16 protein-coding genes are annotated in these 16,632 nt (G+C 74.8%); 8 read left to right on the top strand and 8 right to left on the bottom strand.

The features are described 5' to 3' along the window. Positions 1 to 51: 51 nt before the first annotated feature. Together PP1_RS05250 and PP1_RS05245 are read right to left on the bottom strand one after the other, a co-directional pair. Positions 52 to 903, bottom strand: a complete 852-nt coding sequence (locus tag PP1_RS05250) for a fructosamine kinase family protein (protein ID WP_075314139.1) — start codon at positions 901 to 903, stop codon at positions 52 to 54. After that, positions 900 to 1,301 carry a low molecular weight protein-tyrosine-phosphatase gene (locus PP1_RS05245; RefSeq protein ID WP_238592054.1) on the bottom strand — a complete coding sequence of 134 codons (402 nt, stop codon included), beginning with the start codon at positions 1,299 to 1,301 and terminating at the stop codon, positions 900 to 902. The genes PP1_RS05250 and PP1_RS05245 overlap by 4 nt, the downstream gene beginning before the upstream one ends. A 208-nt stretch (positions 1,302 to 1,509) precedes the next feature. On the opposite strand from PP1_RS05245, the gene cobC reads away from it, so the two are divergent. From cobC to PP1_RS05220, 5 genes are all read left to right on the top strand, one after another. Next, on the top strand, positions 1,510 to 2,607 hold the full coding sequence (gene cobC / locus PP1_RS05240; protein WP_060572541.1) for an Rv2231c family pyridoxal phosphate-dependent protein CobC: 1,098 nt from the start codon (positions 1,510 to 1,512) through the stop codon (positions 2,605 to 2,607). Further along, the gene (locus tag PP1_RS05235; RefSeq protein WP_075314140.1) at positions 2,604 to 3,767 is read left to right on the top strand and encodes a Nif3-like dinuclear metal center hexameric protein; all 1,164 of its coding nucleotides are present in this window, start codon (positions 2,604 to 2,606) and stop codon (positions 3,765 to 3,767) included. Before cobC ends, PP1_RS05235 begins: the two co-directional genes overlap by 4 nt. Next, the gene (locus tag PP1_RS05230) at positions 3,728 to 4,489 is read left to right on the top strand and encodes a zinc ribbon domain-containing protein (RefSeq protein WP_010227173.1); all 762 of its coding nucleotides are present in this window, start codon (positions 3,728 to 3,730) and stop codon (positions 4,487 to 4,489) included. Before PP1_RS05235 ends, PP1_RS05230 begins: the two co-directional genes overlap by 40 nt. Continuing rightward, on the top strand, positions 4,459 to 5,637 hold the full coding sequence (locus tag PP1_RS05225) for a bifunctional RNase H/acid phosphatase (protein ID WP_010227175.1): 1,179 nt from the start codon (positions 4,459 to 4,461) through the stop codon (positions 5,635 to 5,637). The genes PP1_RS05230 and PP1_RS05225 overlap by 31 nt, the downstream gene beginning before the upstream one ends. Before the next feature lie 173 nt (positions 5,638 to 5,810). Next, a complete protein-coding gene (locus PP1_RS05220) occupies positions 5,811 to 5,987 on the top strand; it encodes a hypothetical protein (protein ID WP_010227176.1) in 177 nt (58 codons plus the stop codon). A 634-nt stretch (positions 5,988 to 6,621) separates the two neighbouring features. On the opposite strand, the gene PP1_RS05215 is transcribed toward PP1_RS05220, so the two are convergent. After that, positions 6,622 to 8,055 carry an SLC13 family permease gene (locus tag PP1_RS05215; protein WP_010227178.1) on the bottom strand — a complete coding sequence of 478 codons (1,434 nt, stop codon included), beginning with the start codon at positions 8,053 to 8,055 and terminating at the stop codon, positions 6,622 to 6,624. 10 nt (positions 8,056 to 8,065) lie between these two features. Next, complete coding sequence (locus PP1_RS05210; protein WP_227012637.1) at positions 8,066 to 8,830, bottom strand: sulfite exporter TauE/SafE family protein; 765 nt, start codon at positions 8,828 to 8,830, stop codon at positions 8,066 to 8,068. 94 nt (positions 8,831 to 8,924) lie between these two features. Here PP1_RS05210 and PP1_RS05205 point away from each other — a divergent pair, with 94 nt between their 5' ends. Continuing rightward, positions 8,925 to 9,878 carry a bile acid:sodium symporter family protein gene (locus PP1_RS05205; protein WP_033199109.1) on the top strand — a complete coding sequence of 318 codons (954 nt, stop codon included), beginning with the start codon at positions 8,925 to 8,927 and terminating at the stop codon, positions 9,876 to 9,878. Positions 9,879 to 9,930: 52 nt separating this feature from the next. On the opposite strand, the gene PP1_RS05200 is transcribed toward PP1_RS05205, so the two are convergent. Next, positions 9,931 to 11,109, bottom strand: a complete 1,179-nt coding sequence (locus PP1_RS05200; protein ID WP_010227184.1) for an LLM class flavin-dependent oxidoreductase — start codon at positions 11,107 to 11,109, stop codon at positions 9,931 to 9,933. A gap of 42 nt (positions 11,110 to 11,151) precedes the next feature. Further along, positions 11,152 to 12,630 (bottom strand): aldehyde dehydrogenase, encoded by a 1,479-nt coding sequence (locus PP1_RS05195; protein WP_010227186.1) that lies wholly within the window; start codon positions 12,628 to 12,630, stop codon positions 11,152 to 11,154. Between the two features lie 242 nt (positions 12,631 to 12,872). Between PP1_RS05195 and PP1_RS05190 the strand changes: the two genes are divergently transcribed. Next, positions 12,873 to 13,877: an AraC family transcriptional regulator gene (locus PP1_RS05190; protein ID WP_010227188.1), complete on the top strand. Its 1,005-nt coding sequence runs from the start codon at positions 12,873 to 12,875 to the stop codon at positions 13,875 to 13,877. Here the strand turns inward: PP1_RS05190 and PP1_RS05185 are convergent. Next, positions 13,874 to 14,362 carry a flavin reductase family protein gene (locus PP1_RS05185; protein ID WP_010227190.1) on the bottom strand — a complete coding sequence of 163 codons (489 nt, stop codon included), beginning with the start codon at positions 14,360 to 14,362 and terminating at the stop codon, positions 13,874 to 13,876. The two genes, PP1_RS05190 and PP1_RS05185, sit on opposite strands and share 4 nt — an antisense overlap. A gap of 140 nt (positions 14,363 to 14,502) precedes the next feature. On the opposite strand from PP1_RS05185, the gene PP1_RS05180 reads away from it, so the two are divergent. Next, a complete protein-coding gene (locus PP1_RS05180) occupies positions 14,503 to 15,948 on the top strand; it encodes a protein adenylyltransferase SelO (RefSeq protein ID WP_010227192.1) in 1,446 nt (481 codons plus the stop codon). A gap of 10 nt (positions 15,949 to 15,958) precedes the next feature. On the opposite strand, the gene PP1_RS05175 is transcribed toward PP1_RS05180, so the two are convergent. Beyond that, positions 15,959 to 16,588: a TetR/AcrR family transcriptional regulator gene (locus PP1_RS05175; RefSeq protein WP_010227200.1), complete on the bottom strand. Its 630-nt coding sequence runs from the start codon at positions 16,586 to 16,588 to the stop codon at positions 15,959 to 15,961. Positions 16,589 to 16,632 lie beyond the last annotated feature (44 nt).

The following is a 16,632-nucleotide window of genomic DNA, read 5'->3' as shown; positions in this document are numbered from 1 at the left end:
CTGTGTCGGATGTCCTGAGAACAAGCATTCGGTCCGGACCGAACGATCCACTCACGAGCGCGCCAGCGCCTCCCGGGCCGCCGCGACGGCCTGCCCGCCGTAGCCGCCGCCGAACAGGACGGCGTGCACGAGCAGCGGGAACAGCTGGTGCAGCGGGGTCCGGTCGCGCCACCCGCCGGCGAGCGGGGCGGTCTCGTCGTAGGCGCCGAGCAGCGTGTCGAGGTGCGGGAGCCCGAAGAGGTCCAGCATCGCCAGGTCGGACTCGCGGTGCCCGCCGTGCGCGGCGGGATCGATCAGCCGGGCGTCGCCGTCGGCGGCCCACAGCACGTTGCCCGACCACAGGTCACCGTGCAGCCGGGCGGGTGGCTCGTCCGGCCCGGCGAGATCGCCGATCCGCTCGCAGACCTGCTCGACGGTCGCGGCGCCCGCCGGGTCGACGGCGCCGCGGTCGCGCGCGACGCGCAGGTAGGGGAGCACCCGCTCGGCGGCGAACCAGTCGCCCCACGGGCCGTCGTGCGGGGAGTTACGCATGCCGGTGTGCCCGATCCACGCCTGCTCCGGGCCACCGGGCGGCGCCGCGCCGAACGCGACGGCGCCGGCGGCGTGCAGGGCGGCGAGCCGGCGGCCGAGCCGGGCGGCGGCGCCGGCCGACGGGCGGCCCGCCGGGACGAACCCGGTGACCAGCAGCGTGTCGTCGTGGCCGAACACCGGTGGGACGGCCGGTCCGCCCGGCACGTCGAGCCAGCGCAGCCCCGCCGCCTCCGCGGCGATCGACCCGGGGTCGCCCGCCCCGTCCTTCACGACGACGGTGCCCGCCCCGTCCAGGTCGAACCGCGGCGGGTGCCCGCCGAGCCCGGCGACGACCGTGCGGCCGGTGAGCCGCTCGACGTCGGCAGGTCTCACGCGTGGCGCTTGACGTGCTCGACGAGGCCGGGCAGGGCGGCCGCGAGCATCTCGTAGACCTCGCCGAAGCCGTCCGGGCCGCCGTAGTACGGGTCGGGGACCTCGGCGCCGTCGGGTGCGTCCGGGTCGAACGAGCGGAGGAGCCGTACCCGCTTCGGGTCCGGCACCGACCGCTGCAGCGACCGCAGGTGCCCCGAGTCCAGGGCGATCAGCAGGTCCGCGGACAGGGTCTCGGAGTCGACCTGGCGGGCGCTGTGCGCGGTGTCGTAGCCGTGCCCGGCCAGCACCTCGGCCGCACGCTCGTCCATCGGCTGCCCGATGTGCCAGTGCCCGGTGCCCGCGCTGCCGACCCGGACGCGGTCGGACAGGCCGATCGCCTCGACCTCGCCGGCGAGCATCTTCTCCGCGATCGGCGACCGGCATATGTTTCCGGTACAGACGAACACGACGTTCACGTTGATTCCTCCCGGGGAGCGCGGGCACGGACGTCGACGCTGACGGCGGACATTGTCGGCCATTGTCGCCGATCCGGCAGTGCCGCGGCCCACCCCCCGCCCCGGTCGGGTGGTGCGGGAAGGCGCCCGGGGCCCGCCGTAGGGTGACCGGATGTCGTTCGATCAGCTCCCGGGCGGTCACGGTCCCGGCGAGCCGGGTGCGCACGACCTGCGGCACCACGGCGACGCCGAGGCCACCGACGGACTCGTCGACTTCGCGGTCAACGTGCTCTCCGACGGCCCGCCGACGTGGCTGCGCGACCGCCTCGTCGCGACCCTCGACGGGCTCGGCCGGTACCCGCGCGCCGACCACGACGCCCGTGCCCGCGCCACCGCGGGCGCCCGGCACGGCCGCGCCGCCGACCACGTCCTGCCGCTGGCCGGCAGCGCGGAGGGTTTCGCACTGCTCCCGGCCCTGCAGCCGCGGCTGGCGGCCGTCCTCCACCCCGGTTTCACCGAGCCCGAGGCGGCGCTGCGGGCGGCCGGGGTGCCCGTCGTCCGGGTGCTCACCGACCCGGCGGCCGGGCACGTCCTGGAGCCGCGGGACGTCCCCGACGAGGCCGATCTCGTCGTCGTCGGGAACCCGACCAACCCGACCGGCGTGCTGCACCCCGCCGACGACGTCCGCGCCCTCGCCCGGCCGGGGCGGGTGCTGCTGGTCGACGAGGCGTTCGCCGACGCCGTCCCCGGGGAACCGGAGGCCCTCGCCGGTGACGCCGAGACGCCCGGGCTACTGGTGTTCCGCTCGCTGACCAAGACGTGGGCGCTGGCCGGTCTGCGCGCCGGGTACGCGCTCGGCGACCCCGCCCTGCTGGCGCGGCTCGCGGCGCCGCGCCCGCCCTGGCCGGTCTCCACCCCCGCGCTGGAGGCGATCGTCGCCTGCTGCGAGCCGGACGCGCTGTCCGCCGCCGACCAGAAGGCCCGCGAGGTCGCCGCGCACCGGGTGGCGATGACGGCGGCGCTGTCCGGGATCGAGGGCGTCGCCGTGCACCCGGGCCATGCCCCGTACCTGCTGCTGCACCTCCCCGACGGCACCGGCCACGACGTGCGGCGGCTGCTGCGTGAGGCCGGGATCGCCGTCCGCCGAGGGGACACCTTCCCCGGTCTCGGCCCCGACCACGTCCGGGTGGCGGTGCGCCCGCCCGAGACCGCGCACCGGCTGGCCGAGGAGCTCGGTGCGGCGCTGCGGACCCTGGCGGTGACCGCGTGAGCGCCCGCCTGCAGGACGTGATCGACGCGCTCGAGGCCGCCTACCCGCCGGCGTCCGCGATGGAGTGGGACGCCGTCGGGCTCGTCTGCGGCGACCCGGCCGAGGAGGTGTCCTCGGTGCTGTTCGCCGTGGACCCGACCCCCGAGACCGTCGACGAGGCGATCGACGGCGGCGCGCAGCTCCTGGTCACCCACCATCCGCTGCTGCTGCGCGGGGTGCACGGCGTCGGCGCCGACACCCCGAAGGGTGCCCTGCTGCACCGGCTGATCCGGGCCGGGGTCGGGCTGTTCACCGCGCACACCAACGCCGACGTCGCCGACCCCGGTGTGTCCGACGCGCTCGCCGGCGCGCTGGGCCTGCAGGTCGAGGGCCCGCTGGAGCCCGATCCCGCGCCGGCCCTGGACAAGATCGTCACGTTCGTGCCGGTCGGCCCGGCGATCGCGCAGGTGCACGCGGCGCTGTCCGCCGCCGGAGCGGGCAACGTCGGCAACTACTCGCACTGCTCGTTCGCCACCGCGGGCACCGGCCAGTTCCTCCCGCTCGACGGCGCCGTCCCGGCGGTCGGCACGGTCGGCAAGCTGGAGCGGGTCGCGGAGACCCGGCTGGAGATGGTGCTGCCGCGCGCCCGCCGGCGCGCCGTCGTCGAGGCGTTGCGGGCCACCCACCCCTACGAGGAACCGGCGTTCGACCTGCTGGAGATGGCCCCGCTGCCGTCGGCGCGGGGGCTCGGGCGGATCGGGTCGCTGCCCGCGGCGGAGCCGTTCGCCGCCTTCACCGAGCGGGTCGCCCGCGCCCTGCCCGCCACGGCGTGGGGCGTGCGCGGGGCCGGTGACCCGGACCGTCCCGTGCAGCGGGTCGCGGTGTGCGGCGGCTCCGGCGACTCGGCGCTGGGCACCGCCGCCCGCACCGGCGCCGACGCCTACGTCACCGCCGACCTGCGCCACCACCCGGCATCGGAGCACACGCTGTCCGGGACCGGACCGGGCGGTCCGGTGCCGGCCCTGGTCGACGTCGCGCACTGGGCGTCGGAGTGGCCCTGGTGCGGGCAGGCGGCCGGGATCGTCCGTGCCGCGCTCGACGGTAGCGTCGCGGTCACGGTGTCCCGGCGGCGCACGGATCCATGGACGACAGCAGCGACTTCGGAGGCGAGTTCATCATGAAGGCCGATCCCACCGCGCAGGCGACACTGCTGCAGCTCGCCGAGGTGGACGCCGAGATCGGCCGACTGGCCCACCGGCGGAAGAACCTTCCCGAGCTCCAGCAGCTCGCCGACGCCGAGCAGCGGGTGCGGGACGCCCGCGACGCCGTCGTGCGCGCCGAGACCCGCGCCGGTGACCTGGACCGGGACATCGCCCGGCTGGAGCGTGACGTCGAGGGCGTCCGCGCCCGCACCGAGAAGGACAAGGCACTGCTCGCCGGATCCGGGATCGGCGCCAAGCAGGCCACCGAGCTGCAGCACGAGCTCGACACCCTCGCGCGCCGGCAGGGCACCCTCGAGGAGGAACAGCTCGGGATCATGGAGGAGCGCGAGGCCGTCGGCGTCGAGCTCGACCACGGCAGCGCCGAGCTCGCCACCGCCGAGGAGGCGGTCACCGAGGTGACCGGCCGCCGGGACACCGCCGAGGCCGACATCGACGCCTCCCGCGGCGGCCGCGACCGGGCCCGGACCGAGCTGGTCGGCGCGCTGCCGGAGGACCTGCTGGCCGACTACGAGCGGATCCGGTCGTCCGGCCGGGTCGCCGCAGGCGGGTTGAGCGAGTCGCGGTGCGGCGCCTGCCGCCTGGAGCTGGACCGCACGTTCCTCACCCAGGTCCGGGGCCGGCCCGCCGACGACGTCGTCCACTGCGAGGAGTGCGGCGCGATCCTGGTGCGTGGCCGGTGAAGCTGGTCGTCGAGGCCGACGGCGGATCCCGCGGCAACCCCGGCCCGGCCGGCTACGGCGCCGTGGTGCTCGACGCGGGCGGCACCCAGGTGCTCGCGGAGGTGTACGACGGCCTCGGTACCGCCACCAACAACGTCGCCGAGTACCGCGGGCTCATCGCCGGGCTCACCGCCGCGCGGGAGCTGGGCGCCACCGAGGTCGACGCCCGGCTGGACTCCAAGCTCGTCGTCGAGCAGATGAGCGGGCGCTGGAAGATCAAGAACACGGCGTTGCAGGAGCTCGCCGACACGGCCCGGGACCAGGCGGCCGGCTTCGACGCGGTGACCTTCACCTGGATCCCGCGCGCCGACAACGCCCGCGCCGACGCGCTCGCGAACCGGGCCATGGACGGGGAGTCGAGCCCGGCGCTCGACCCGTCGGCCGCGGCCGGACCCGCCCGCAAGCCGGCGACCGCGCCCACCGAGACCTCCGAGGTCGCGGGCCCGGCGTCGGCCGCGGCCGCCTGGACCGGGCAGGTCGGGACGCCGGTGCGGATGATCCTGCTCCGCCACGGCCAGACCGCGCTGTCGATCGAGCGCCGCTACTCCGGGCACGGCGACCCGGAGCTGACCGAGGCCGGGCAGGTACAGGCCGCCGCCGCGGCCCGCGCACTCGCGACGCGGCTGAAGAAGCAGGGCGTCGTCCCGGCCGCGGTGCTGTCCTCGCCGCTGCGCCGTGCCCGGCAGACCGCCGCCGCCGTCGCGGAGGCCACCGGCGCCGAGCTGGAGGTCCGCGACGCGCTGATCGAGACCGACTTCGGCGGGTGGGAGGGGCTCACCTTCCGCGAGGCCCGCGAGCGCGACCCGGACCTGCACGGGCGCTGGCTCGGCTCGGCCGACGTCGAACCGCCCGGCGGCGAGAGCTTCCGTGCGGTGGGGGAGCGGGTCGGTGCCGAACGACGACGGATCGTGGACGGCTTCCCCGGCGCGACCGTGATCGTGGTCAGCCACGTGACGCCGATCAAGATGCTGCTGCGCGAGGCGCTCGGTGCCGGCGACGAGGTGCTCTACCGGATGCACCTGGACCTGGCCTGCACCAGCGTCGCCGACTTCTACCCGGACGGCGGGGCGTCGGTGCGGCTCGTCAACGACACGTCGTACCTGGACTGAGCGCGACGTTCCGCGGGGCTTGATCGATCATGCCCTGACCCGAACGGGCGGTGTCGGCTGCGCACCGTTGTCGGGCATCCCCGGGCGGGCGATGATCGGTGCGCACCGTACGGGGTGGTTGGCGTACGGAGCGTGATGAACGGTCTCGGTGTCGCGGGGAACGGAGAGACACGATGTCGGCTGGTGCGCTGTCGCACGAACACGACTACGGCTACGACCTGGCCCACGAGATGAAGGTGATCGCCCGGTTGCCCCAGCAGCGCCGGGGCACGACCCGCCCGATCGGCCGGCCGGCCCGCGAGCCGGACCCGGACACCGACCTCGGCCACGACATGGCCCACGAGTTCTGACCCACCGACACCCGACGGCCCCGCCCGGTCACTGAACCCGGCGGGGCCGTCGCACGTCCGACCCGGCGGCCGCTGCACCCGTCGACGCAGACGTTCCGAACCGCCGCACCGGTGCTGGGCTGTTGCTCTGCGCCTCGGCTGCCGCCTCGTGCCAGAGCTGCCGCACCCCGTGTCGGTCTGCCGCACCCCGTGTCGGTCTGCCGCACCCCACGCGGCGGGTGCGGCGGACCGGAACGGGGTGCGGCGCTCGGTGCGGTGGCTTCTGTACGAGCTGTGGCGCCGCCTCGACCGCCCGTGCGTCGCCGCGTCTGTTGCCGCACGCTCCGGATTGCCGCACCCCTTCACTCGTTCCAGCACCGGCTCGCGTTGCGCCGCACCCCACGCGGCGGGTGCGGCAGACCGCGACGGGGTGCGACGGATGGCGACGGGGCGCGGCGCAATGCCGCCGAGCCGCGCCGCGCCGAGCTGCGCCGAGCCGCGCCGCCTCCGCACGAGCGATCCCCGTCGCACGACGGAGCCCGGCCCCGCCAGGAACCGCCCGCCTACGCTCACCTCTTCCGGCGGTGCTCGCGCGATCAGGTGAGCGAACTCGGATCCGGTGAGCGTCGAGGGGCGTGAGGCCGGGGCCCCCGGGTCAGCCGGCGAGGGTCAGGGACGCCCACAGGGCGAGGGTCGCGGCGAGCAGGCCGAGGGGGACCGTGACCGCTCCCAGTGCCGCGAACGTCGTGAGCCGGGGCGGGTCGCCGTACCCCGCGGCGATGCGGCGCCACAGCAGCGTCGCCAGCGACCCGGCGTAGGTCAGGTTCGGCCCGATGTTCACCCCGAGCAGCACGGCCAGCACCAGGCCGGTGGACGGTGCGGGTCCGAGCGCGGCGAGCAGGACGAGTGTCGCCGGCAGGTTGTTCACGACGTTCGCCAGCACTGCGGCGATCGCGGCGGTCAGCAGGAGCCCCGCCAGGTCGGGGGTGTCCGGGAGCAGCCCGCCGAGCCACCCGGCGAGTCCCTGCCCGGACATGCCGGCCACCACGACACCCAGCGCGAGCACGAACAGGCAGAACCCGGGCGACGCCGCGGCGACCAGCCGGAACGGTCCCGTCTCGCGCCGGACGAGCGCCCGCACCGCCAGCACCGCCGCCCCGGCCGCGGCGATCCACCCCGGCTCGATCCCGGCAGCGGAGGAGGCGCCGAACCCGGCGAGGGTCAGGGCGAGGACGCCCAGCGCGAACCGCGGCGCCCGGCCGGATCCGGCGCAGGCCCGGTCGCCACCGGACCCGAACCTGGATCCGGAATCCGGCCCGGCCCGGCCCCCGGAAGCGGATCCGGACCCGGACCCGGACCCGGACCCGGACCCGGACCCGGGAGCCGATCCGGTCTCGGGCACGGATCCGGCGTCGGGGACTGATCCGGCCTCGGGACCGGACCCGGCCCCGGGAACCCCGGACCCGGGAACGGCGGGAGCAGGCAGCAGATCCCGCGCGAAGTACCACCGCAGCACCAGGTACTCGACGACGATCACCGCCACCCAGGGCGCCGCCATCAGCCCGGCGAACCCCAGGAACCCCAGACCGGACGCCGAGAACGCCAGGAGGTTCGTCAGGTTCGACACCGGCAGCAGCCCGGACGCCGAGTTCGACAGGTGCACGCAGGCGTACGAGTGCGGCCGCGACGCCCAGCCCCGCCGCGCCGCCGTCGCGAGCACCACGGGCGTGAGCAGGACGACGGTCGCGTCCAGGCTGAGCACCGCCGTCGTCCCGGCCGCGACGGCGAAGACCAGGACCAGCAGGCGTCGCGGGGATCCGTCGGAGGCGGCGCCCAGCTGGTCGCCGACCCACCGGAAGACGCCCTCGGCGTCGGCGAGGTGTCCCAGCAGCAGGATCGCGGAGAGGAACCCGACGGTCGGCGCGAGCTCGGCGATCTCGGCCCACGCCGCGGCCGGCGTCAGCAGCCCCGCGACGACGGTGAGGACCGCGGCCGGCGCGGCGAGCACGATCTCGGGCAGCCCGAACGGCCGCACCGTGGCGGCGACGAGCACGACGGCGAGCAGCGCGACCGCCAGGAGAAGGCTCACGGCGGGATCCTCACTGCAGGAACAGGGCCACGCCAACGGCGAGCCCGAGCACGACGACCGCCCACCGCAGGAGCGTCTCCGGCATCCGCCGCGCGACGAGCGCGCCGAGGTAGCCGCCCACCAGCGTCGTCGGCGCCAGCAGCGCCACCGCGAGCCAGTCCACCGGAGCGCCGAGCGCGAACACCGCCACCGTGACCGTCGCGACGACCAGCGACAGCACACCCTTGAGCGCGTTGAGCCTGCGCAGCTCGTCGTGCGCGAACAGGGCCAGCGCCGAGATCAGGACGACGCCGAGCGCGCCCCCGAAGTAGCCGCCGTAGATCGCGGCGAGGAACACCGCCACCGTCAGCGCCGTCGTGCGGTCCCGGCCGGCGTCGGCCGGATCGCCGATCCAGCGTTTCAGCCGGGGGCCCACCGCCATCGTCAGCGCGGCCAGGATCACGAGCACCGGCACGACGGCGTCGAACACCGCCGTCGGCAGCACCAGCAGCAACGCGCAGCCGACCCCGGAGCCGAGCGCGGCCGCCACGGCGGTCCCGGCGATCCGCCGGCCCTGCCCGGGCAGCTCCTGGCGCGAGCCGAGCACGAGACCGGCGTAGCCCGGCCACTGCGCGACCGAGTTCGTGACGTTCGCGGCCAGCGGCGGGAAGCCGACCGCGAGCAGCGCGGGGAACACCAGCAGCGACCCGCCGCCCGCGACGGCGTTGACCGCCCCCGCGAGCAGCCCGGCCACGAGCAGGAAGGCGAGCGCCCACGGCTGCGAGAGGTCGATCACGTCGGCGACGGTAGCCCCCGGGAGCCGTCCCGCCATCCGGACGTCCGGTTCGCCCGTCGCGGGGTCCCGGTGCGAAGGTGCCGGAGTGGGTGCGATGCAACGGGTCCAGCAGGTCGGCGACGTCGTGGGCCGGTGGTTCCCGATCATCGTCCTGATCGCCGGGGCGGTCGCGCTCGCGGTCCCCGGCGTGTTCGACGGCTGGAGCGCCGCCGTCCCGTGGCTGCTCGCGGTGATCATGCTGGGGATGGGCATGACACTGCGCCCGGCCGACTTCGGCTACATCCTCCGGCGGCCCGTGGCCTTCGCGATCGGACTGTGCGCGCAGTACGTCGTGATGCCGGCGCTCGGCTGGGCGCTGACCGTGCTCGTCGCCCTCCCGCCGGAGATCGCGGTCGGCGTGATCCTGGTGGCCTGCGCGCCGGGCGGTACGGCGTCGAACGTCATGGTCTACCTGGCCCGGGGTGACGTCGCGCTGTCGGTGGCGATGACGTCGGTGTCCACGCTGGTCGCGCCCCTCGTGACGCCGCTGCTGGTGCTGCTGCTCGCCGGCCGGTTCCTGCCGGTGTCGCCCGGCGAGATGTTCCTCTCGATCGTGCAGGTCGTCCTGGTGCCGGTGGTGCTCGGCTTCCTGCTGCGCCGGTTCGCGGGCGGGATCGTCGACCGGGTGACGCCCGCGCTGCCGCTGGTCTCGGTCGCCGGGATCACCGCGGTCGTGCTCGCCGTCGTCGCCGGGTCGGCCGACGCGCTGATCGCGGCCGGGCTGGTGATCGTCGGCGTGGTCGTCGTGCACAACGTCGCCGGGCTCGCGCTCGGCTACGGGGTGGCCCGCGCGGTCCGGCTGGACCGGGCCGCCTGCCGGGCGGTGTCGATCGAGGTGGGGATGCAGAACTCGGGGCTCGCCGCGACGCTCGGCACCCTGCACTTCGGTCCCGCCGCGGCCCTGCCCGCTGCGGTGTTCTCGGTGTGGCACAACGTCTCCGGCTCGGTGCTCGCCGGGTGGTGGTCGCGCAGGCCGACGCGTGCCGAGGAGCTGGAGACCTCCGGCTGAGCGGCCGGGCCCGTCCTGCGACGCACGGGCCCGGCCGCGAGGTGCCGTGGTGTCAGTGGCGCAGGCCGGCCTCCTTCAACAGCGGCATCACGCGCTCGCCGAAGTACTTGAGCTCTTCGTTGTAGTCGATCAGGCCGAAGATCATGCCCTCCATGCCCGCCTCGTTGAGCCTGCCGAGCTCCTCGGTGACCTGCTCCGGGGTGCCGACGATCGGGTAGCCGCCCCAGCCGGCGATGAAGCGCTCCTGCATCCTCGTGGCGGCGTGGTCGAACGACTGGCTCGCGCCCGAGGTGGCCATCTTGATGACGTTCCCGGCGGCACCCCAGTCGCCCTCGTCGACGACCTGCTGGAAGGCCCGCTTCGCCTCCTCCTCGGTGTCCCGGCAGACGACGAGGCCGTAGGTCATGGCCTTGATGTCACGCTGGTACTCCTCACGGGCCTTGGCCCGCAGCGCGTCGGTGTAGGACCGGATGTTCTCCAGGGTGTCCAGCGAGGCGAAGTTGATGTCGACGTTGCGGGCGGAGAACTCGATGCCCGACGCGGAGTTCCCCGCGTTGAGCAGGGCGGGGCGGGGTGCCTGGTGCGGCTTCGGGTAGGCCTCGATCAGCTCGCCGTCGAAGAACTCGGTGTGCACGTCGAAGGTGCCCTCCTCGCTCCACAGCCGGTTCGCGAAGTCCAGCCAGTCCTGGCCGAACGCGTAGCGCTGGTCGTGCTCGCGCTGCTCGGAGCCGAACATCTCCATCTCCGGCGCCACCCAGCCCATGACCAGGTTCAGCGCGAACCGGCCGCCCGAGATGTGGTCGATGGTGGTGGCGGCCTTCGCGGCGACGATCGGGTGCACCGTCGGCAGGTGCGACGTCGACGCCACGCAGATCCGCTCGGTGGCCTCGGCCAGTCCGGCGGCCCAGGCGTAGGTCTCGAAGCAGTTGCCGTTGAAGTTCGTCGAGCCCCCGAAGCCCTTCCAGCGCGCGACCGGGACGAGCACGTCGAACCCGAGTGCGTCGGCCCGCTGCGCGATCTCCTTCGTGTGCGCCCAGGTGACCTCGTAGGTGCTCGGGGCGTGGCTCATGATCAGGCCGTAGGAGCAGTTGGTGCCGAACAGCCCCAGCTTCATCTTCTGGTCCCCGAACAACGGGTTGGTCTGCACGCGGTCGACCAGCGGCCGGGTCTCCTCCGGAGGGCGCGGGTCGGTCGGGTCGAGGCCGAGGCGGTCGTTGGCGGTGACGGTCACGGGTGTCTCCTTCGAGAGGGGGTGTGCGGGGGAGGGAGCTCGTCAGCCGAGCTGGAAGGGGTCGCGGGTGCCGCCGGTCAGCTCGACGAACACGGACTTGTCCTCCGTGTACTCGTGGACCGCCTCGACGCCGTTCTCGCGGCCGATGCCGCTGGCACCGAACCCGCCGAAGGGCATGTTCGGGGCGATCACGCGGTAGGCGTTGATCCACACCGTGCCGGCACGGAGCCTGGCCGCGACCCGGTGCGCGCGGTGCACGTCCTTGGTCCACACGGCTCCGGCCAGGCCGTAGGGGGTGTCGTTGGCCAGCGCGAGGGCCTCGTCCTCGTCGGTGAAGGTGTAGGCCGCCAGCACCGGGCCGAACACCTCCTCGCGGACGACGGTGTTCTCCGGTGTCACACCGGTGACCACGGTCGGCCGCACGAACAGCCCGCCGCGTTCCGCGTCCGGCCCGCCACCACAGGCGAAGGTGGCGCCCTCGTCGGCGGCGCCCCGCAGGTAGCCGAGCACCTTCTCGTACTGGGGGCGGTTGGCGACCGGCCCCATCTCGGTCGCGGCGTCGGTGGGGTCGCCGAGCACGATCGCGTCGGCCCGCTCGGCGACCTTCTCGACCAGCGCGTCGTGGACGTCGGCGTGGACGATCAGGCGGGACCCGGCCATGCAGGTCTGGCCGGTGGCCGCGAACACGCCGGCGACCAGGCCGTTCGCGGCGGCGTCGAGGTCGGCGTCCGGGAACACGACCTGCGGGGACTTGCCGCCCAGCTCCAGGGTGACCCGGTTGACGTTGCGGGCTGCCGCCTCGGCGACCTTGACGCCGGTGCCGGTGGATCCGGTGAAGGCGACCTTGTCGATCCCCGGGTGTTTCGCCAGCGCCTCGCCGCAGGCGCGGTCCCAGCCGGTCACGACGTTCAGCACACCGGCCGGCAGCCCGGCCTCGTGCAGCACCTCGGCGAACGCGACGGTCGAGGCGGGGGAGTGCTCGGACGGCTTGACCACCATCGTGCAGCCGGCCGCGAGCGCGGGGGCCAGCTTGAAGGTGAGCAGCAGCAGCGGGGAGTTCCACGGGGTGATCGCGCCGACCACCCCGACCGGCTCCCGGAGGGTGTAGCCGAAGTAGTTCGGGTTCACCGGCGGGACGGTCCGGCCCTCGATCTTGTCGGCCAGCCCGGAGAAGTAGTAGTACCACTGCGGCAGGCTCTGGAGCTGACCGCGCATCTCGCGCAGCAGCTTCCCGGAGTCGTTCACCTCCAGGCGGGCCAGCCGCTCGGCGTTCGCCGCGATCGCGTCGCCGCACCGGCGCAGGACCGCGGCCCTGGCGAAGCCCGTCATGGCGCCCCACTCCCCGTCGAGTGCCGCCCGCGCCGCCGCGACCGCCTCGTCGACGTCGTCCGGGCCGCCGTCGGCGAGCTGCGCCCACGGCGCTCCGGTGTACGGGTTCTGCGACTCGAACGTGCGTCCCGACCGCGCGCCGACGGACTTCCCGTCGACGAACAGCCCGAACTCGTCCAGGGATGTCGTCATCGACCTCTCCTCACGGGTCCCGGTGATCTCGATGCGGCAGGACGCTAGGGAGCGCCGGGGTGGGGTCGATATCCGCGGACGGCGGCCGCCGAGCCGATCCGTGCACACCGCGACGGCGCAGCGCGGTCCGGCGGAACGGCGCACTCAGCGGATGGCGGACCGCGCGCAACGGCTGGTAGCCGGTGTGGCGCCGGACCTAGGCTGCGCGCAGGACGCGACGGCACGAGGAGGTGTCGAGACGGATGCAGTCCCGCCCCGGCCCCGGGCCCGCACCCGGGAGCGCACTGCTGACCCGGTACCCGGTCCTCGGCACCCACAGCCTGGAACACGCCCGCGAGGCGGTCGCCCGGGTCTACCTCGAGCACGACCTCACCGCGCCGGACGACCGGGTCGCGATGACCCTGAACGCCACCACCGACCGCGTGTTCACGGTCGGCTACCTGACCTACGAGTCCCCGGCGAAGCTGGTCATGCCACCGACCGAGGACAACTACCACGTCAATCTCACGATCGCGGGCCACACCGCCGCCCAGCGCAGCGACGGCGAGCGGGCCTGTACGGCGGCGCGGGCGTCGGGCGTGGTGCTGCTGCCCGACCGCACCAACACCGTCCGCTGGTCCCCGGACGCCGAGCAGCTGATCCTGAAGATCCCGCGCACGAGCCTGGAGATCCACCTGAGCGAGCAGCTCAACCGCCCGGTGCACGAGATCGTCGACTTCGACTACGGGATCGACCTGACGACACCGGCGGGGCGGACCCTCCTCGCGTCGGTCGAGTTCCTGGCCCGTGAGCTCGACCGGCCCGGCGGTCTGGCCGACATGCCGGTCGCGCGGGAGCAGCTCGAGGCGTTCGTGATGACGCAGCTGCTGCACGCCGGGCGGCACCGGTACACCGACGCGCTCGCGGCCCCCGCCGACCCCGTCCGGTCCGGGCGGCTCGGGCCGGTCGTCGAGTACATGGAGCAGCACGCCGACACCCCGCTCACCCCGCAGGAGCTGGCCCGGGTCGGCTGCATGAGCGTGCGCACCCTGCACTCGGCGTTCCAGCAGGAGCTGGGCGAGTCGCCGATGGGGCACCTCCGCCGGATCCGGCTGGACCGGGTGCGGGCGGAGCTGCTGCGCTGCGACCCCGCGACGGTGCGGGTCACCGACGTGGCCCTGCGGTGGGGCTTCTTCCACCAGAGCCGGTTCGCCCAGCAGTACCGGGACCGGTTCGGCGAGCTCCCGCGGGACACCCTGCGCGGCTAGCTCCCCGCGATCCCGTAGCCGCCCCGGTGGAACAGCAGCGGCCGCCGGTCCGGGTCCGCGTCGAGCGCGCCCACCCGGCCGACGACGATCGTGTGGTCGCCGCCGGGGAACTCGTCGTCGAGGGTGCAGTCGATCCAGGCGGCGACGCCGTCGAGGAGCGGGGCCCCGGACGGTGCGCACGTCCAGGAGACACCGGCGAACTTGTCGGTCCCGGAACGGGCGAACGCGGAGCTGAGCCCGTCGTGCTCCTCGGCGAGGACGTTCACGCAGAACCGGCCGGCCTCCCGGATCCGCGGCCAGGTCGACGACGTCCGCGCCGGGGAGAAGGAGACCAGCGGCGGGTCCAGGGACAGCGAACCGAAGGACTGGCAGGTGAAGCCGGCCGGGCCGTCGGGGGTGATCGCCGTGACGACCACGAGGCCGGACGCGAAGTGGCCCAGCACGGTACGCATGCGGGCAGGGTCGATGACGGCACCGTCGCTCATGGACCCGACGCTAGGAGGCGGCAGCGGCGGCCGATATCCGCGGACGGTGGCCCGGCAGCCGCACAGTGAAGAGGTGCACAGTGAAGAGGTGCACGCGCCGGCACGCGGCCGATCCCGCCGGGGGCTCGTAGCCTGGGGGCATGACGGCAGCCACGGAGATCGCGTTCGAGAACACCTTCGTCCGCGACCTGGAGGGCCTGTACCTCGCCTGGAACGCGGCCCCCGCCCCGGACCCGCGGGCGGTGCTGGTCAACGACGCGCTGGCCCGCGAGCTGGGGCTCGACCCGGACGTCCTGCGCACGGACGCCGGGCTCGGGCTGCTCACCGGCACGTCGGTCCCGGAGTCCGCGACGACGGTCGCCCAGGCCTACGCCGGCCACCAGTTCGGCAACTACTCGCCGCGGCTCGGCGACGGCCGCGCGCTGCTGCTCGGCGAGCTCGTCACCCCGGACGGGCAGCGCCGCGACCTGCACCTCAAGGGCTCCGGGCGGACGCCGTTCGCCCGCGGCGGCGACGGCCGGGCTCCGCTCGGGCCGATGCTGCGCGAGTACCTGGTGTCGGAGGCGATGCACGCGCTCGGCGTGCCCTCCACCCGGTCGCTCGCCGTCGTCGCGACCGGTGAGCACGTGATGCGCGACCGCGGGCCCGAGCCCGGCGCGGTCCTGGCCCGGACGGCGTCGAGCCACCTGCGGGTCGGCACGTTCCAGTTCGCCGCGGCCACCGGCGAGGTCGACGTCCTGCGCCGGCTCGCCGACCACGCGATCGCCCGGCACCACCCGTCCGTCGCCGGGACCGAGGCCCCCTACCTGGAGCTCTACCGCCGCGTCGTCGACGCGCAGGCCCGGCTCGTCGCGCAGTGGATGCACCTCGGGTTCGTGCACGGTGTCATGAACACCGACAACATGACGATCTCCGGGGAGACGATCGACTACGGCCCCTGCGCGTTCCTCGACGCCCACGACCCGGCGGCCGTCTACAGCTCGATCGACTCCGGCGGCCGCTACGCCTACGGCAACCAGCCCGGCGTCGCCCAGTGGAACCTGGCCCGCTTCGGCGAGTCGCTGATCCCGCTGCTCGACGACGACCAGGACGAGGCGATCCGGCAGGCCACCGAGGTCCTGCAGGGCTTCGCCGACCGTTACCACGACGCCCGCGACCGCGGGTACGCGGCGAAGATCGGGCTGCCCGCTCCCGGCCCGCTGCTGACCGACCTCGCCGCGCTCCTGGCCGAGGAGAAGCCGGACCACACGCTCTTCTTCCGGCGGCTGGGTGCCGCGGCCCGCGGCGACGAGGGCCCGCTCCGCGAGCTCTTCGACGACCCGTCGGCCCCGTCGGCCTGGCTGGAGTCCTGGCGGGCAGCCGGTCCCGACCCGGACGCGATGGACCGGGTCAACCCGGTCTACGTCCCCCGCAACCACCTCGTCGAGGCGGCGCTGGAGGCGGCCGTGCGCGACGACGACCTCGAGCCGTTGCAGTGGCTGCTGCAGGTGCTCGCCCACCCGTTCGACGAGCGCGAGGGCTACGAGCGGTTCGCGCAGCCGGCCGGACCGGACGCCCCGCGGTTCGTCACGTTCTGCGGGACGTGACGCCGGCGGTTCAGGCGAGCAGCGACGCCGTCGTCACCCGGGTGAGCCAGTCCCGGTAGGCGACGGCGCTCCAGCCCCGCAGCCCCACCAGGCGCCGGTAGGACGCGCCGTCGTTCAGCGTCCAGCAGACGTCGGCGGCCGTGTCGGGGGACAGGTCCGGGCGCAGACCACCGAGCGAGTCCAGGTGCGCGGCGAAGGCCCGTGCGCCGTCGAGCCGCTCCCGCTCGCCGCGCGCCCGCAGGGCCCCGACCTCGGGATCGGTGTCGGCCGCGGCGTCCACCACCGCTGCCAGCGCGGCCACCCGTCCCTGCACGTCGACGACCATGTCCGCCCACAGCCGGACGGCCTCGGCCGGGTCGGTGCACGCGACGATCCGCCGGACCATCGGACGGTCGGCCATCGGGACGGGCTCGTCGTCGCCGACGAGCGTGTGGTCGACGGCGAGCGCCAGCAGCGCCGGCTTGCCCCCGGCGGCGTTCACGACGGTCCGGCGGCTGACCCCGGCCGCGGCGGCGACGGCGTCGAGCGTCGTGGCGGCGTAGCCGTCCCGGACGAACAGCCCGGCGGCCGCGGCCACGACCGACCGGCGGGTCGCGCGCGCCTGCTCGTCGCGCAGCGCGGACCGGTAGCTCCGGGCCACTGGACACCTCCCACGATCAGGTGCACTCTGAGTGCACTGAAATC

Source organism: Pseudonocardia sp. P1 (assembly GCF_000178675.2).
In the GTDB taxonomy this organism is placed as follows: domain Bacteria; phylum Actinomycetota; class Actinomycetes; order Mycobacteriales; family Pseudonocardiaceae; genus Pseudonocardia.
Note: the sequence above shows the minus strand (reverse complement) of the source record. Positions and strands in the feature narration are given on the sequence as shown.

What these genes read in the sequence shown, in the direction of transcription:
- cobC (WP_060572541.1), top strand. Translation starts at nt 1,510, where the DNA reads ATGTCGTTCGATCAGCTCCCGGGCGGTCACGGTCCCGGCGAGCCGGGT.
- PP1_RS05245 (WP_238592054.1), bottom strand. Translation starts at nt 1,301, where the DNA reads ATGCTCGCCGGCGAGGTCGAGGCGATCGGCCTGTCCGACCGCGTCCGG.
- PP1_RS05205 (WP_033199109.1), top strand. Translation starts at nt 8,925, where the DNA reads ATGCAACGGGTCCAGCAGGTCGGCGACGTCGTGGGCCGGTGGTTCCCG.
- PP1_RS05190 (WP_010227188.1), top strand. Translation starts at nt 12,873, where the DNA reads ATGCAGTCCCGCCCCGGCCCCGGGCCCGCACCCGGGAGCGCACTGCTG.
- PP1_RS05220 (WP_010227176.1), top strand. Translation starts at nt 5,811, where the DNA reads ATGTCGGCTGGTGCGCTGTCGCACGAACACGACTACGGCTACGACCTG.
- PP1_RS05180 (WP_010227192.1), top strand. Translation starts at nt 14,503, where the DNA reads ATGACGGCAGCCACGGAGATCGCGTTCGAGAACACCTTCGTCCGCGAC.
- PP1_RS05230 (WP_010227173.1), top strand. Translation starts at nt 3,728, where the DNA reads ATGGACGACAGCAGCGACTTCGGAGGCGAGTTCATCATGAAGGCCGAT.
- PP1_RS05185 (WP_010227190.1), bottom strand. Translation starts at nt 14,362, where the DNA reads ATGAGCGACGGTGCCGTCATCGACCCTGCCCGCATGCGTACCGTGCTG.
- PP1_RS05195 (WP_010227186.1), bottom strand. Translation starts at nt 12,630, where the DNA reads ATGACGACATCCCTGGACGAGTTCGGGCTGTTCGTCGACGGGAAGTCC.